General features: G+C 45.0%; 11 protein-coding genes and 1 pseudogene. 6 read left to right on the top strand and 6 right to left on the bottom strand.

Annotation, left to right across the window (positions count from 1 at the left end; translation table 11 throughout):
* Nucleotides 1-14: 14 nt before the first annotated feature.
* The 4 genes from R7044_RS00370 (at nucleotide 15) to R7044_RS00355 (ending at nucleotide 6,094) form a co-directional block, all read left to right on the top strand.
* Nucleotides 15-1,088 carry an efflux RND transporter periplasmic adaptor subunit gene (locus tag R7044_RS00370; protein WP_225455279.1) on the top strand — a complete coding sequence of 358 codons (1,074 nt, stop codon included), beginning with the start codon at nucleotides 15-17 and terminating at the stop codon, nucleotides 1,086-1,088.
* Nucleotides 1,088-2,149 carry an efflux RND transporter periplasmic adaptor subunit gene (locus tag R7044_RS00365; protein ID WP_005376420.1) on the top strand — a complete coding sequence of 354 codons (1,062 nt, stop codon included), beginning with the start codon at nucleotides 1,088-1,090 and terminating at the stop codon, nucleotides 2,147-2,149. The genes R7044_RS00370 and R7044_RS00365 overlap by 1 nt, the downstream gene beginning before the upstream one ends.
* On the top strand, nucleotides 2,149-5,208 hold the full coding sequence (locus tag R7044_RS00360; RefSeq protein WP_053349132.1) for an efflux RND transporter permease subunit: 3,060 nt from the start codon (nucleotides 2,149-2,151) through the stop codon (nucleotides 5,206-5,208). The genes R7044_RS00365 and R7044_RS00360 overlap by 1 nt, the downstream gene beginning before the upstream one ends.
* A gap of 175 nt (nucleotides 5,209-5,383) precedes the next feature.
* Nucleotides 5,384-6,094 carry a hypothetical protein gene (locus R7044_RS00355; protein WP_064377087.1) on the top strand — a complete coding sequence of 237 codons (711 nt, stop codon included), beginning with the start codon at nucleotides 5,384-5,386 and terminating at the stop codon, nucleotides 6,092-6,094.
* An 82-nt stretch (nucleotides 6,095-6,176) separates the two neighbouring features.
* On the opposite strand, the gene fruA is transcribed toward R7044_RS00355, so the two are convergent.
* Genes fruA through fruB form a run of 3 tightly spaced genes read right to left on the bottom strand, consistent with a single transcriptional unit; the run spans nucleotide 6,177 to nucleotide 10,049 of the window.
* Nucleotides 6,177-7,916, bottom strand: a complete 1,740-nt coding sequence (fruA, locus tag R7044_RS00350; RefSeq protein WP_064377086.1) for a PTS fructose transporter subunit IIBC — start codon at nucleotides 7,914-7,916, stop codon at nucleotides 6,177-6,179.
* A gap of 18 nt (nucleotides 7,917-7,934) precedes the next feature.
* Nucleotides 7,935-8,906 (bottom strand): 1-phosphofructokinase, encoded by a 972-nt coding sequence (pfkB, locus tag R7044_RS00345; RefSeq protein WP_064377085.1) that lies wholly within the window; start codon nucleotides 8,904-8,906, stop codon nucleotides 7,935-7,937.
* Nucleotides 8,907-8,915: 9 nt separating this feature from the next.
* Nucleotides 8,916-10,049, bottom strand: coding sequence for a fused PTS fructose transporter subunit IIA/HPr protein (gene fruB / locus R7044_RS00340; protein ID WP_064377084.1), 1,134 nt, complete (start codon nucleotides 10,047-10,049; stop codon nucleotides 8,916-8,918).
* Between the two features lie 373 nt (nucleotides 10,050-10,422).
* Between fruB and cra the strand changes: the two genes are divergently transcribed.
* A complete protein-coding gene (gene cra / locus R7044_RS00335; RefSeq protein WP_062730994.1) occupies nucleotides 10,423-11,403 on the top strand; it encodes a catabolite repressor/activator in 981 nt (326 codons plus the stop codon).
* Nucleotides 11,404-11,420: 17 nt separating this feature from the next.
* Here cra and R7044_RS00330 read toward each other — a convergent pair whose 3' ends face one another.
* On the bottom strand, nucleotides 11,421-12,374 hold the full coding sequence (locus R7044_RS00330) for an endonuclease/exonuclease/phosphatase family protein (RefSeq protein WP_033906531.1): 954 nt from the start codon (nucleotides 12,372-12,374) through the stop codon (nucleotides 11,421-11,423).
* A 226-nt stretch (nucleotides 12,375-12,600) separates the two neighbouring features.
* On the opposite strand from R7044_RS00330, the gene R7044_RS00325 reads away from it, so the two are divergent.
* Nucleotides 12,601-13,134 (top strand): RNA-binding S4 domain-containing protein, encoded by a 534-nt coding sequence (locus R7044_RS00325; protein WP_005376400.1) that lies wholly within the window; start codon nucleotides 12,601-12,603, stop codon nucleotides 13,132-13,134.
* Between the two features lie 106 nt (nucleotides 13,135-13,240).
* Here the strand turns inward: R7044_RS00325 and R7044_RS00320 are convergent.
* Nucleotides 13,241-14,059, bottom strand: a pseudogene (locus R7044_RS00320) (EAL domain-containing protein).
* Nucleotides 14,060-14,151: 92 nt separating this feature from the next.
* Entirely contained in the window at nucleotides 14,152-15,072 is a 921-nt protein-coding gene (locus R7044_RS00315; protein WP_225455278.1) for an amino acid ABC transporter permease, read from the bottom strand.
* Between the last annotated feature and the right edge of the window lie 54 nt (nucleotides 15,073-15,126).

The raw sequence follows: 15,126 nt of genomic DNA, 5'->3' as shown, positions 1-15,126 counted from the left end.
TACGGAGAAAGCGGGTGCGAAAACAATATTTAAAGCGCACTTTAGTTGGCGCAGTGGTGACATTAAGTCTTTCTGGGATGCTAACTGGGTGTAATAAAGCCATTTCTGAGCCGTCTGAACCTTTAATCAAACCTGTAAAATTACTGGCGGTGAAAGACCTAGAACTTGAAGACTCGCACGCCTTTTTAGCGCGTATTGATGCAACACATCGCGCGCAGCTTTCTTTTCAGGTTGGTGGAGAGGTTGATGAATTACGTGTACGCATGGGTCAAAAAGTCCAAAAAGGTGAAGTGCTCGCAACGTTAGACCCTAAAGATCTTCAGCTTGCGTTAGATGCCGCTCAAGCGCAGTACGCGTTAGCGAAAACACAATGGGACCGCGCGAAAAACCTTTACGGAAAAAAACTCATTAGTACTGATGAGTACGATCAGAAAGAAACTCAATATAAAGCGGCATTGGCGAACCACGAACAAGCTAAAACCGATTTGAGCTATACCAAAATTCACGCACCGTTTGATGGCATTGTGTCATATACCTATGTCAACCCGTTTCAAGTAGTAGCAGAGAAGCAGGAGATCTTGAATCTCATTGATAACACGACGTTGGATGTATCTTTCACCTTGCCAGTAAGTTATGCGGAATCTGTATCACTTGAGTCACTGCAAAACTCCGATATGTGGGTGACGATGGATAGCGAGCCAGGAAAACGTATCCCTGGGCAATTTAAAGAAATCTCGACGCAGCCAAACATCGATACCAATAGTTATGAGGCGATCGTGACCATCACTCGACCAGAAGATCGCAATTTGCTGACAGGTATGACTGGGCAGGTACACATTGCTAAACAACATGTATCGGACGCGATGACGTTACCTCAGTCTGCTTGGGTCAACAAAAATGGGACGCAAGGTGAAGTTTGGGTAATGGACAGAAGCACGCAGCAGGTCAATAAAGTCACTGTGTCACTTGACGCAGCAGGTGGTGTGAAAGCCGGGCTTGATAACAATGATTACGTTGTTATTGCTGGTGTTGAGAGACTGGTTGAAGGACAAGTGGTGAAAGCTTGGGTTCGTGAGGGAGGCATTTAATGAAACGTTCTCTACTTACGATCTCTGCGATTGCACTTGCAGTTTTAACAGGGTGCAAAAATGAAAACCAAGCTATCGTCGAGCAGCCACTTTTTGTGTCGACTATCTCGGTGGATGCACCAGTACAAAGTCAACATCGCGCGTTCAAAGGCATAGTAGTGCCTGCAGAGCAAACGCCAATGGCATTTCGCCGCGCTGGGGAAGTTCAGCACGTATTGGTTAAAGCGGGTGACGTTGTGAAGCAGGGGCAAATGATCGCAAAGCTAGATGATAGCAAAGAGAAGCAAGCCGTGAATGACGCAGAAGCACAATACACACTTGCAATTCGTCAGCTTAAACGCGGTGAAGACTTGCATGCACGTCAAATGATTTCAAAAGCGGAACTTGATGAGCTAACCGCCAATAAAGAGCTAGCTGAGGCTACTTTCTATAACGCGACCAATCAATTGAATTACACCCGTTTATTCGCCCCGTTCGCCGGTAAAGTATCCGATGTTTTCAAAGAACGTTTTGAGCGTGTGGCAATTGGTGAACCCGTGTTAAACCTATACCAAAACGATTTGGTTTACGTGCGTATTGAGCTTTCCGACAATGTTTTAGCGATGGTAGACCCGAACTCAGACAGCATGAGCTACAAGCCTAGAGCAACCTTCTCCGGCATCGATGGCAGATTTGCTTTGGACTATTTAGAGCACACAAGTGAACCCAACGCTGAAACTCAAACCTACGAAATGTACTTGACGATGCCACAGCCAAAAACAGAGATATTGCCGGGAACCAGCGTAAGCGTTTTGGTCGATATGGTGAAGGCGGGCATTACCTCTATCGATGGTTACAGTGTGCCTGTCACGGCGCTTCAAGCAGGCAGTGAAGGGAATGAGTTCTTTGTGTGGAAAAAAGAAGGTGACATTGTCACACGGGTGCCTGTCATGATTTCTCAAGTGAATGGCAATGGAGCCATTGTGTCGTCAGGTGTTAGCCAGGGCGATATTCTGATTAATTCAAATCTGCGTAAATTACGCGAAGGTAAACATGTGGATGTTGTGGAGAATAACCAATAATGAACATTGCTGAGTATTCAATAAAAAACAAAGTCATCAGCTGGTTGTTCATTATTATCCTTGCTGTTGGTGGTTTAACGTCATTTTTGGAGCTGGGACGATTAGAAGACCCGGCATTTACGATCAAAGATGCCATGATCATCTCAACATACCCTGGCGCGACGTCAAAAGAAGTTGAAGAAGAGCTGACGTATCCTCTAGAAAAAGAGATTCGAAAACTCCCTTATATCGACAAAATTACCTCTACGTCTTCTAATGGTATGTCTCAAATAACGGTGAGCATGGAAATGGACTATGGTCCTGATGAACTGCCGCAAATTTGGGATGAAATGCGCCGTAAAATTAATGATTTACGACCATCATTGCCTCAAGGTGTTCAGTCTTTACAGATCATTGATGATTTCGGTGACGTTTATGGCGTGATGTTAATGCTCACTGGTGACGATTACGACTATGTAGAGCTGAAACGTTATGCGGATTACCTGACCCGTGAAATCGAGCTTGTTGATGGTGTTGGTAAGGTAGACATCACGGGCGATCAGCAAGAAATGCTATTCGTTGAGATCTCACTTGATCGCCTTGCTGCACTGAACTTAGACATGAATGTGGTTTCGAGCTTGTTGAACCAGCAAAACAATGTGGTTTCAGCAGGTGAAGTGATGGTCAATGGCGAAAGCCTTGTTATTCGCCCAAGCGGCACTTTAAACACTGTAGAAGCACTAGAAAATCTGATCATTCATGGCCGTGACACAGGAAATCTAATTCGTCTAAAAGACGTAGCAACGATTTCTCGCGGTATTCAAGAGAAGCCAAGCAACGTCGTACTCTTTAACGGTCAAAAAGCGATTAATATCGGTATCTCGTTTGCGTCGGGTGTGAACGTGGTTGAGGTTGGTGAACGTTTGGATGCGGAGCTCGCGAGCCTAGAGTCTATCAAGCCTGCTGGCATCGATATGAACTACTTTTACAACCAAGCCAATGAGGTGGATGAATCTGTTAAAGCGTTTGTAATTAGTCTAGCGGAGGCAGTGGCGATCGTAATCATTGTGTTGCTGTTTACTATGGGTTTACGCAGTGGTGTCATCATTGGAGTTGTGTTGTTATTGACGGTATTTGGTACCTTCATTTTGATGAATTACAACAACATCGAACTGCATCGTATTTCTCTTGGCGCGTTAATTATTGCCTTGGGTATGCTGGTTGATAACGCGATTGTTGTCGTGGAAGGCATATTGGTTGGCCTAAAGAAAGGGCGTACCAAAGTTCAAGCGGCTGTCGATATTGTAAAGCAAACACAATGGCCTTTGCTGGGCGCAACTGTTATTGCAATTACGGCTTTTGCACCTATCGGTTTGTCGCAAGATGCGACAGGTGAGTTCATGGGCTCTCTATTCTGGGTGCTGTGTTTCTCACTATTTTTAAGCTGGATTACCGCTATTACACTGACGCCTTTCCTTGCCGATCTTTTGTTGAAAGAGGAAAACAAAGAGCAGGGTACTAGCGAAGATGATCCTTATAAAGGCTGGTTGTTTGTCGTATTTGGGGCATCACTGAAATTTGCATTGCGATTCCGCTGGCTTACCGTTGCTGGCATGGTGGCGCTATTAGTGGGTGCTGTCGTGGCATTTGGTAATGTAAAACAGCAGTTCTTCCCACCATCGAATACGCCGATGTTCTACGTGGATATGTGGATGCCAGAGGGTACTGACATCCGAGAAACGATTAAAAAAGCTGAAGAGGTCGAAAGCTACATTCGTCAGCAAGATGATATTGACTTTGTTTCTGCTTCGATTGGGCAGGGCCTACAGCGTTTTGCTTTAACCTATCAACCAGAAAAAAGTTACGAAGCGTACGCGCAGTTCCAAGTTCGCGCGACTGATCGTGAGAAAATGTTTGGTTTACTGCATAAGTTAGATGAGAATCTGGCGAAAACATTTGATGCGCCTACGTTCCAGTTTAAATTGATGGAATTTGGTCCATCACCAGCGTCTAAGATCGAAGCGCGTATTACTGGCCCTGATCCACAAGTTTTACGTGACTTGGCGGTGCAAGTTGAAGACATCCTTCATACCGATCCTGGTGCCCGAAACATTCGTCACGATTGGCGAGAGCGCACCAAGGAACTTGTACCCGTTTTCAATGAGTCTAAAGCTCGTCGCTTAGGTATTTCGAAAGAAGATCTTTCAAGCACACTGCAAATGGCGTTTGGTGGTAGCACCTTAGGTTACTTGCGTGATGGTACACATACGTTGCCAATTATGACACGTCTTCCTGAAGAAGAACGCGTAGATTTTGAATCACTACAAAACGTGACCATTTGGAGTCCTTCGTTGCAAACTTATATTCCGGTTGATCAAGTGATTGATGGCGTTCAACTGGATTGGAGTGAGCCGCTAATTCAGCGTCGTGACCGTAAGCGTACGTTAACCGTTCTCGCGGACCATGATGTGTTGAGTGACGACACGGCAGCAAGCTTATTTGCTCGTGTACAGCCTAAAGTGATGGCATTGCATGTTCCAGAAGGGTACGAAATCACATGGGGTGGTGAGTACGAATCATCCAAAGATGCACAAGAAGGCCTATTCGGTTCATTGCCGATGGGTTACTTGTTGATGTTCATCATTACTATTTTACTGTTTAACTCAATCAAAAAGCCGTTGGTCATTTGGTTCACCGTTCCGTTAGCGATCATTGGCGTTGCTTTTGGTTTGCTTACCACGAACATGCCGTTCAGTTTTACAGCATTCCTTGGTTTGTTAAGCCTAAGTGGCATGATTTTGAAAAACGGTATTGTGTTGCTTGACCAAATTAACCTTGAGTTGGAGTCAGGTAAAGATCCTTACCTCGCGATTGTCGATAGTGCGATAAGCCGCGTTCGTCCGGTAAGTATGGCTGCCCTAACAACTATCTTGGGGATGATACCACTGGTCTTCGACGCCTTCTTTGGCTCGATGGCAATAACGATTATGGCAGGTCTTGGTTTTGCTACTGTACTGACACTGATAGTGGTGCCAGTGATGTTTGCAATTCTGTTTAGGGTAAAACCGACCACTGCATAGGGACTCCTGGCTATTTGCCAGCTTCCTGCCTAGCCCTGAAGGTTTTCTTCGGGGCTTTTTTGATCTTACTAATACATACCAAACCATTCATTTGCTTGATTTTAATGATTTTCTTACGATTACAATGCAAATCATGCGTATACTGATGTAACGACACATCAAAGATTGAGATTACATGAATAAGCGCATATTAAACGGACTCTTCTTCGTTGGTTCTTTCACCTTGGTTGGCTGCACCGCGACGGATAGCATGCCGACAGAAACCAAACAACCTGCCCCTAAAATTAACAGTGTTAGTGCCGAAGTCATTTCCAGTTGGATTGATAGTAAGGTTTTAGCCCCTGAAGGGCTGTCGCTCGAGCAAGACAACCTACGTTATCTATCGGGTAGCGCCGACCTAAACAGCGACGGAAAGGCAGAACACATAGTGTTGCTTCAAGATCGCTATTTCTGTGGTAGTGGTGGCTGCTCTGCATATATGTTTGATAATGAGGGAAACGTTATTAATCGAATGTCGGTAACTCGCACGCCTATTGTACTAGCCGACAGTTACAGTAATGGTTGGCAGGACTTTATCGTTTGGAGTAATGGCTCATATCGACTCATGAGTTACAACGGTGAATCTTATCCAAGTAACCCGTCATTAGAGCCAAAGGTTGATCGAGACGCTAACCAGCAGGCGGCAATCGCAAATGTAATGGCGACAGAGCTTTATCAGCAAGACGGCTATGACATTCTGCCCGCAGAGTCAAAAACCTTGTGGACGCCAGCTAACGTTTACCACTTTACCTTCAAGCACTACGGTGACCCGCATAGCGCTTATCAAGCAACGGTGGATATGAGCAGTGGGGAAGTAGACATTGTAGCCGTTCCGGCTGCGGAATAAAAAACACCTCCCTTAACCGGAATTAAAGGGAGGTGCTAAATGCCAAATTCGAGGGTGGCATTGTTAACCGGAGTCGCTCTAATTAAGCTGCGACTTCTTGCTTCGCTTCTGCTTTGCTTTTTAAGAATGCGTAAGTAAAGCCAGTTACCGCTGTACCCGCTGCAATAGCCACTAAATACATTAATACTGGTGAAATTGCGTTAGGAATTAGCAGCACGAATAGACCGCCGTGTGGTGCCATTAATTTCGCACCGAATAGCATCGATAGGGCACCAGTAAGCGCGCCACCTGCCATACAAGATGGAATCACGCGCATTGGATCTTTCGCAGCAAATGGAATTGCGCCTTCAGAGATGAAACACAGGCCCAAGACAAATGATGCTTTACCAGCCTCACGTTCATTTTGTTCAAATTTGTTCTTCGCAATGAAGGTCGCTAAACCCATACCTAGCGCAGGAACCATACCTGCGGCCATGATTGCCGCCATTGGTGCGTAAGTTTGTGAAGCCAGAAGGCCAACACCAAATGCGTAAGCGGCTTTGTTTACCGGGCCTCCTAGGTCGAAACACATCATTGCGCCAAGGATAATACCCAGTAGTACTGCACTGTCAGAACCCATGTTGTTTAGGAAGTCAGTCAGGCCGTTCATGATGCCTGAAACTGGGCCGCCTACGATGTAGATCATGACAAGGCCAGTGAACAATGTTGCTACAAATGGAATGATCAGGATTGGTTTAAGCGCTTCCATCGATTGTGGGAGTTTTACTTTGTCCGCAAGGAGCTTCGCTGCATAACCGGCAATGAAGCCAGCTGCGATACCACCTAAGAAACCAGCACCCGTTGAACTCGCTAGCATACCGCCAACAAGACCAGGAGCCAGACCCGGACGGTCAGCAATTGAGAACGCGATGTAACCAGCAAGTACAGGAATCATCAATGCGAATGCAGAGCCACCACCAATGTTCATCAAGGCTGCTGCTAGTGTGCCTTCTTCTTTAAATGCTTCAATACCGAACACGAAAGATAGTGCGATGATCAAACCACCTGCAACGACAACAGGAAGCATGTGCGAAACACCCGTCATTAGGTGTTTGTAAGCGCCTTTTTTCTCTTCGGTGGTAGATGAAGAGTTAGCTGAACCAGAATGCTGATACACAGTGGCTTGCTCGAATGCTTTGTCCATCTCTTCGGCTGTTTTTTTCAGAGCTGGGCCTGTTTTCGTGCGGTACATCTTTTTGCCGTTAAAGCGATCAAGTGGCACTTCAATATCCGCAGCAATGATCACCAGATCGGCATCTGCAATTTCTTGCTCAGTCAGTTGGTTTTTAGCGCCAACTGAACCACGAGTTTCCACCTTGATTTGATGACCACGACGCTTGCCTTCTTCTTCTAAAGCTTCTGCCGCCATAAAGGTATGCGCAACGCCAGTAGGGCAAGCGGTGATTGCAACAATTTTCTTCGCTGCTGATGTTGTATCTGCAGTGATAGGGGCTGCAAGTGTGGTTGCTTTTTCAAGTAAAGTGGCGTTTTCAACCGCTTGCTGGAGAAACGCAGTTGCGTCTTTTGCTACTTCGCTAATTTCCGCTTGGTAAACCTTTTTTCCTACAAAACGGGAAGTGTCGACGCTAGTATTTGCCGCAATGACAATGACTTCTGCTTGTTCAACGTCAGCTTCCGTCAATAGTGTTGGTTCAACCACACTTGATTGACATTCTATTTTGGCATTCCAGTTTAATTTTGCGGCGGCTTGTTCTAGTAATCCTGCCGCAAGGATGCTATTTGCTACACCGCTCGGACAGGCAGTAATAATGGCAATATTCATACGATAACCTTCTGTTCCTTAGTTTTGTTCTAAGTTTGTAATAGGGTAAAGCGCGCTAACTTCAGTTTGTCGCTTGATATTTTCCAGTTCTTCCTGACTGGTTAGCCCTACGCCAACTTGACTAACTGCCAAAGCAGAAAGTGCCGTAGCGAAGCGCAATAAATCGTTTTTAGGCATCAGTTGCATGTGGCCCCAACACAAGCCAGCGACCAGCGTATCTCCTGCGCCAACGGTGCTCACTACATTCATTCGAGGCGGTTTTGCACTAAGCCATTCGCCTTGGTTGAGCCACATAACACCGTCAGGTCCCATAGAAACCACGATGTTTTCTATGCCCTTGTCGCTCAGTGTTTGCGCAGCAGCTTGGCATTGTTCAGGCGTTTCTAGGTGTTCGCCAACAAAATCACCAAGTTCTTCATCGTTAGGTTTAATCAACCATGGGTGAGCATCAATACCTGACTTCAATGCGGCTTTGCTACTGTCGAACAACACCTTTTTGCCTTGTTGATGCAGTGCTTCTATCCATGCAGCGCATTGTTCAGCGGTTACGCCTCCAGGTAAGCTACCTGCAAGTACAAAGTAATCATGCGTCTCCGCTAGACGAAATAGTGTCTCCTCAAAGCGAGTAATTTCGTCGGCCGCTACTTGAACGCCAGGGAAGTTGATATCACTGACGTTGCCATTGGCCTCAACCAGCTTAACGTTGATACGAGTGGCACCCTCTACTTCCACAAATTCATTCTTAACGTTGATGTCATTAAAAAGCTGATGAAATAGCTCAGGGTTATCTTTACCGAGAAAGCCGGTAACCGTGACGTCTGCGCCTAAATCGCTCAATACTTTTGCTACGTTGACACCTTTACCAGCAGCGTGGAGATTGCTTTGCTGTACTAAGCTCACGGAACCAACGTTTAGTTCATTTACTGAACCTGTTAAATCCAATGCTGGGTTGAGCGTAATAGTGACAACCTTATTTGTTTTGTTTGTCATATCGGATCCTTAACCTTCACCAAGGCCAGAAGCGATTGCATTTCCGATAGACTCCAAGGCTTGCGGCGCATCAGGGCCTTCTGCTGTAAATTGAAGTTGGTGACCGTGCTTAACGCCCAGCGCGATGACTTTCATTAGGCTCTTCGCGTTTACTGCTTTTCCATCTCCGTCTAGGTTGGAAACACGTATAGTGGATTCAAACTTTTTCGCTTCTGCGACTAACATTGCCCCCGGACGAGCATGTAGGCCGTGAGAGTTTTTGATTTTAAATACAGCGGTATTGCCTTCTTCTGAAGATGCAGCTGTGACTTCTTCACCTTTGAACAAAGCAAGAATCTGTTCTACTGATGCATCTAAAAGCTTGCCGTGTTCATTGTTAAACACAATATTAGAAAGCGTTTTTAGGATAGGTTGGTGAGCATTGTTACATGCCGCGAACGCGACAAGTGCACGCACTTTTTGACCTTCATATTCGCAGTCGTTTGCCGTCGAGACAAATGACACACCTGTGCGAGTGACATGTTTGTCACTGCCAATTAACCACAGGCCATTACCTAAGTGAGTTGGTTGTTTGGTAACGAGATCTGCAACGAATTCGTTATCAGCACATCCCGTATTTTTTAACAGACCACCAGCAACAGCACTCATCTGTAGCATGTCGCTTGCAGGGAACATGAGTTGAATTAAAGAAGCGTCAAAGTCTGCTTCAAGCTGAACATCACCGTGCAGTAGGGCGATGATCTCGTCTTCGTTTTTTGCATTACGCAGACGCTCTTCTACGCCATCTGCGCCTAGCACTTTGGTGAGCTGTTTAAGAATGCCAAGGTGTTCATCAGATTTAGCTGCGATACCGATAGCGACGAACACAGTATTGCCATCACCCCAGTCGACACCTTGTGGGAAGTGATGCACAGCAACACCCGTTGTTTTCACCATTGCACGAGTGTCGGTTGTACCGTGCGGGATGGCGATACCGTTCCCCAAAAACGTAGAGTTTTGGTTTTCACGGTTTAGCATGCCTTCAACGTAACCGCGTTCAACTAGGCCTTTATCAGTCAGGCTATGAGCAATACTCTTTATTGCTTCAAACTTATCTGTCGCTGATTGCGAGAGGGTAATGTCGTTCTTATTTAGCTTAAGCATGGTGCTTCTCCAGCCTTAAGGTATCAATTTAAAAATGTATTCTGTGTGAGAAGTTGAACGCCGCTTCTTCTGAGCGCTTATCACTCCTCAAACCTTTTATCTTTCAAGCTAAATCGATTCAGCTTGTTGGTAAATTTTTTAAAAGACTCAGAAAAACTGTTTTAAAAACTGATGTTAACAAACGAGCCTTTGCCGCTGTCCTATAGCCTAGCCTACAAATTGGTTTGTTGTGTATTCAGGTGATTTACGTCAATTTTTAAGTTTTGCTGAATCCTTTCAGCTTTTATACTGAATCGGTTCAGCTTATAATTCAACTTATCGAAAGATCGTTGATGTATTAATATGATCGCGCGCACAGAATAAGGTTTAGAATATGACACTGGATGAAATAGCCAAATTAGCGGGTGTTTCTAAGACAACTGCAAGCTATGTGATTAACGGAAAAGCGCAGAAATACCGCATCAGCGAGAAGACTCAGAAAAAGGTGATGGCCGTTGTAGAAGAGTACAATTATAAGCCAGATCATGCGGCGTCTTCCTTGCGGGCAGGTAATTCACGCTCATTTGGGCTTATCATCCCAGACTTAGAGAACACCAGTTATGCGCGTCTTGCAAAGCTGATAGAGCAAAACTCTCGGAAAGCGGGGTACCAAATTTTGATTGGCTGCTCTGATGATGATCCTGATACAGAGCAAAAGGTGGCGGAAGCATTAGTCAGTCGTCGTATTGATGCGTTGTTTGTGGCAAGTGGTATGCCCACTGCAAACGAGTATTATCTTAAGTTGCAAAATTCAGGTACGCCAGTTATCGCGCTAGACCGTCCAATGGATGATGAGCACTTTTGTTGTGTCATCAGCGAAGATTTTGACGCCGCACTTGAACTCACTCAGTCAGTACTGTCCGAAGATATTAAGTCCATTGGCTTAATCGGTGCATTGCAAGATCTTCAAGTCTCAAAAGAGCGTGAGCTCGGTTTTCTATCTGCTTCTCAACAAGGTGGCAAAACGGCAACAGTGGGTTATGGACAACACTTCTCTCGGGAAGAAGGCAAGAAAGTCTTAGAGAGATGGTTAACAGAGAACGCATTGCCAGATGCCATTGTTACAACGTCATACACACTGTTAGAAGGTGTGTTGGATGTAATGCTAGAAAAACCAGAACTGATGGGAAAGGTGCGTTTAGCGACATTTGGTGATAATCGACTGCTGGACTTCTTGCCTGTGAAAATCAACTCTTTGCCTCAACAGTTTGAGTTGATCGCGGACAGCGCAATGGAGTTAGCACTCAACGCTTCCGCCAAGCGTTACAAGCCTGGCGTAGAACTTATCCCGCGTAAAATTGTGAAACGTCACTAAGTAACTAAATAGGTTGCTCAAAGCTTTACTTCAACCGTCAGCGCCACAAATGCGTGGTCGCTGGCGTTTTTATCTCTGTTATAAATCGGGTTGATCAGATGTTGGTTAGACACCTGATAGTCAACAACCTCGGCAACCGATATATCTGATAAGGTATCAAACTCTTGTGAGAGCAAGATATAGTCGAGTACATTCCCAGTGGAAAAATGATAGTGCGTGGCTGGGCGTTCATCCTTCAGGGTGTCACTTTGCAATAACCAACCATCTTTGAGTTGTAATTCAGTGACGCTGTCACCAGTGTTGGATACCAATGAGCTGTTAACGCTGATAGGAGTGATAGGTTCATTCATATCGCCCATTAACACTGTCGGCATTGGTTCTTTTCGATACCTCTTTTGCATCGCGTCTCTTAACATCGCTGCTTCCCAGCCTCTTTGCTGGGTGGATAACCAGCGCCCAATAATCGTGCTAGACGTTTCTGGTTGTTCTGAGTCGGCTGGGCGTTGAGATTTCAGGTGCGTTACGTAAACGGCGATATGACCAAGTACAGGATGTATTACTTGGGCATAGATAGGTTTGCGACTGAACTCTGGAACAACACTTACTCCAAAAGGCTCAAGCGTTGCTAAGTCAAACTCTACCGCTTGTACTTTTTCTATTGGAAACCGAGATGCGATTGCCACAACAGGGCTTGAGTAAATGTACTCATCTTCAACATGTGGGGTGTCAACGGTCGCAAAGTAGGGGTAGCCGATGGTTGAAAAGAATGCCTGGGTCTTCTCGATACTGAATACTTCTTGTAAGCCAATCACGTCGCCTTCCAGTTTTTCAACTTGACGTTGTGTCCACGAAAGTTTGTCTCGCCATTGCTCTAACGAGTATATGTTCTCGAAATCATAGTAGGCGTTAGGCGGTGCGACAAAATTAAACAAGTTCGCAGTGACAAAGGTAATTCTACTTGGTTGAGACAAAGTATTCGCTCTTTTCAACAATAACTTAGAGAGTATATACCTTCAGGTTGCGTAATTGCAGCTTCGTTTGAGCTACGCATCGGTATACAAGTTAACAAGCGACAAGTTAAATGGGTTAAGAGGTGCTCAAATGCCAAGGCGAATCGGTGATTGAACATCGGCAGAGGTTTCTATTTTTAAGCATTGCGTTTAAACTTCAGGGCATCAAATAGTAAGAGTAAGTAACATGACCCAAGATTACGACCACGAAGAGTATTTAGAAGGCGAAGAGATTGAGATCGAAGCGATTGGCATCGATGTTGATGCGCATCCAATCGAACTGTACAAGCTTTTTAAAATCGCAAACTTGGTCAGCGGTGGCGGCGAAGCAAAACATATCATCGAGGAAGGCTACGTCGCGGTGAATGGTGAACTAGAAACACGTAAGCGCCGCAAGATGTATGATGGTGACTTTTTCGAGTTTAACCAGGAATATTATGTTGTGGTTTGCGATGCGCCAGTAACCGAACCTGAAACGGCAGAGCAAAAAGCAGAAAAGAAAGCGAAAAAAGAAGCGCAGTCTTCTCGTAAAGATAAGTCTCGTCAAAGTAAGTCACCTAAAGCCTCTGGGCCTAAATCAACAGGCCGCAAAGCGGCACATAAAGAGCGTAAAGCGCAGAAAGAAGCGTTGTCTCAGTCTGCTAAGAAAGGCAAAAAAGAAGACAAACCACAAGCCACTCGTGATCCGAAGAGCGGTCGTAATTCTATTGATTTTTTCTAGGGAAATGAACGCTTAACTAAATAAGTGACATCTGAGTAAAACTAAAAAGCGCCGAGCATATTATATCGGCGCTTTTTTGGTTTCACTGTGCTGTAAGTGGGCAGTGTTAATGCACTGTCGTCTCGATGTTTAGGCGATCTGTCCAGTGATGAATGGCGCAAGGCTTTCCTAAGTAAAAGCCTTGGTAATAATCCAAATTAAGTTGATACATAGCTTGTAGCTGCACGTCTTCTTCAACCCCTTCTATAATGACTTTTGCTCCCATATGATCCGCTAGATCAACGGCGCTATGTATGGAAAAGGTTTCTCCGGCGCAGTAGTCTAGCAAATAGGAACGATCGATTTTGATGATGTCAGGGCAGAGCTGCTGAACACGTGCGATATCAGAATGTTGGGCGCCAAAATCATCGATAGCAAAGATAAAACCATTTGCTTTCATTAACTGTACGGCTTTGATTAATAAATCCGTATCTCCGCATGACTCTTCGACTACTTCAAAAACTACGTCTGATGGGCTCATACCAAGTTCGGAAAGGCGTTTGTAAAGCAGGCCGTTATCTTTAAAGCCCATGTCTTTGGTTAGTGTGAGTAGCGTTTGAGGCATGACGTTAAGAAACAGTTTGATCGGCGTCCCTGCGAAATAGCGTGCGAAATTTCGAATGTGCATTGCTCTAGATAAAAACTCTACACATAAGCGAAAGTAGGGATCAAGACCATTATTGGCCAGAAACACGTCAGGACGAATTAGGGAACCATCAATGCCACGAATACGCAGTAAGGCTTCCATACCAATAATACGTTGGCGTCTATCAAAAATTGGCTGATAAACACTGTGAAAAGTGAATTGATTGAGAACTACGTAATATTCACCAAGATTATCTTATTTTATGTATCGCTCGTAGTCGGATTGATTCTTTAACTCCATGAAAAACGCCGAAAATTTAGCATCTTGCCAATGTAACAGGGTGCAATTCTGATTTGAAGAATCAAATGTGCCTAATTACATATGCGGTTGAGTTAATTTGAAATGGCTTCCGATTTTGCTTCAATATGGCGAAAAATAAGTGACAGACCAAAACAAATTAAGAAGTAAGCGAGGCCGACAATCAACCAAATTTCAAATATATACCCTGATGAATTTGCCATCTCTGTCCCAACAAACGTCATTTCTTGTATCGAAATCAGTGAAACAATAGAGGTGTCTTTCACCAAAGAGATGGTTTGACCGGCAAGTGCAGGTGTTATTGATTTAAGCACCTGTGGCGCGATAACAAATCGGTATTTCACCCATCGAGACAAGCCCAATGAGTCAGCCGCTTCCCACTGACCTTGGTCGATACTTAGTAAGCCACCGCGCACAACTTCTGCAATGTAGGCAGAAGAAAGTAAGCCGACACATAACACGCCAGAGGCAAGGTTTTCCCAAAGGTTCGAAGGCCCAAACAGAAAGTGCTGTAGCGTATTTGGTTCGCCGTTGTAGTTTCGTAGAAGATCTTCCAAACCGAGTAACGGGATCAATTGGTTAGATATGAAAAAGTAGAAAATAAAAACAAACACCAACGGAGGGATGTTTCTCACTAACTGGATAAACGCATTGGCAGGTGTGCGCAACCAAACGGAACGAGAGAAGAGTGCTAAGCCTAACAAAGTGCCAAACACTAATGCGAAGCTGATGCCCCAAATACTGAGCCTTAACGTCGAAATCAAACCTTGGAAGAAGTAGGGCAAACCACCATCTGCTCTAGGCGTGAAAAGTAATTCAAGCGCCTCTTTCCACTGCCACAAATAATGCACACCAATAGTGGACCGATGGTACAGCCAAACACCACCGATACCGCACATAACAAGTAGTACCCAGTCTAGTGTGTTTAATTGCGGTAAAAGGTAGCCTGTGCTGGATTTCGCGGGTGCAGTGCGAGTGGTAGTGTGTTCGCCCAAAAATTTAACTCCGATAGATGATGGAAAAGTAAAATAGATGATTCAAAAGTATAG

It is taken from the genome of Vibrio sp. 1402 (assembly GCF_033340275.1).
The sequence above is the reverse complement of the archived record's forward strand: the minus strand, read 5'-3'. Positions and strand labels throughout refer to the sequence as shown.

Coding starts and splice junctions, on each gene's coding strand:
- R7044_RS00325 (WP_005376400.1), top strand. CDS start 12,601: ATGACCCAAGATTACGACCACGAAGAGTATTTAGAAGGCGAAGAGATT.
- R7044_RS00355 (WP_064377087.1), top strand. CDS start 5,384: ATGAATAAGCGCATATTAAACGGACTCTTCTTCGTTGGTTCTTTCACC.
- fruA (WP_064377086.1), bottom strand. CDS start 7,916: ATGAATATTGCCATTATTACTGCCTGTCCGAGCGGTGTAGCAAATAGC.
- cra (WP_062730994.1), top strand. CDS start 10,423: ATGACACTGGATGAAATAGCCAAATTAGCGGGTGTTTCTAAGACAACT.
- R7044_RS00365 (WP_005376420.1), top strand. CDS start 1,088: ATGAAACGTTCTCTACTTACGATCTCTGCGATTGCACTTGCAGTTTTA.
- pfkB (WP_064377085.1), bottom strand. CDS start 8,906: ATGACAAACAAAACAAATAAGGTTGTCACTATTACGCTCAACCCAGCA.
- R7044_RS00360 (WP_053349132.1), top strand. CDS start 2,149: ATGAACATTGCTGAGTATTCAATAAAAAACAAAGTCATCAGCTGGTTG.
- fruB (WP_064377084.1), bottom strand. CDS start 10,049: ATGCTTAAGCTAAATAAGAACGACATTACCCTCTCGCAATCAGCGACA.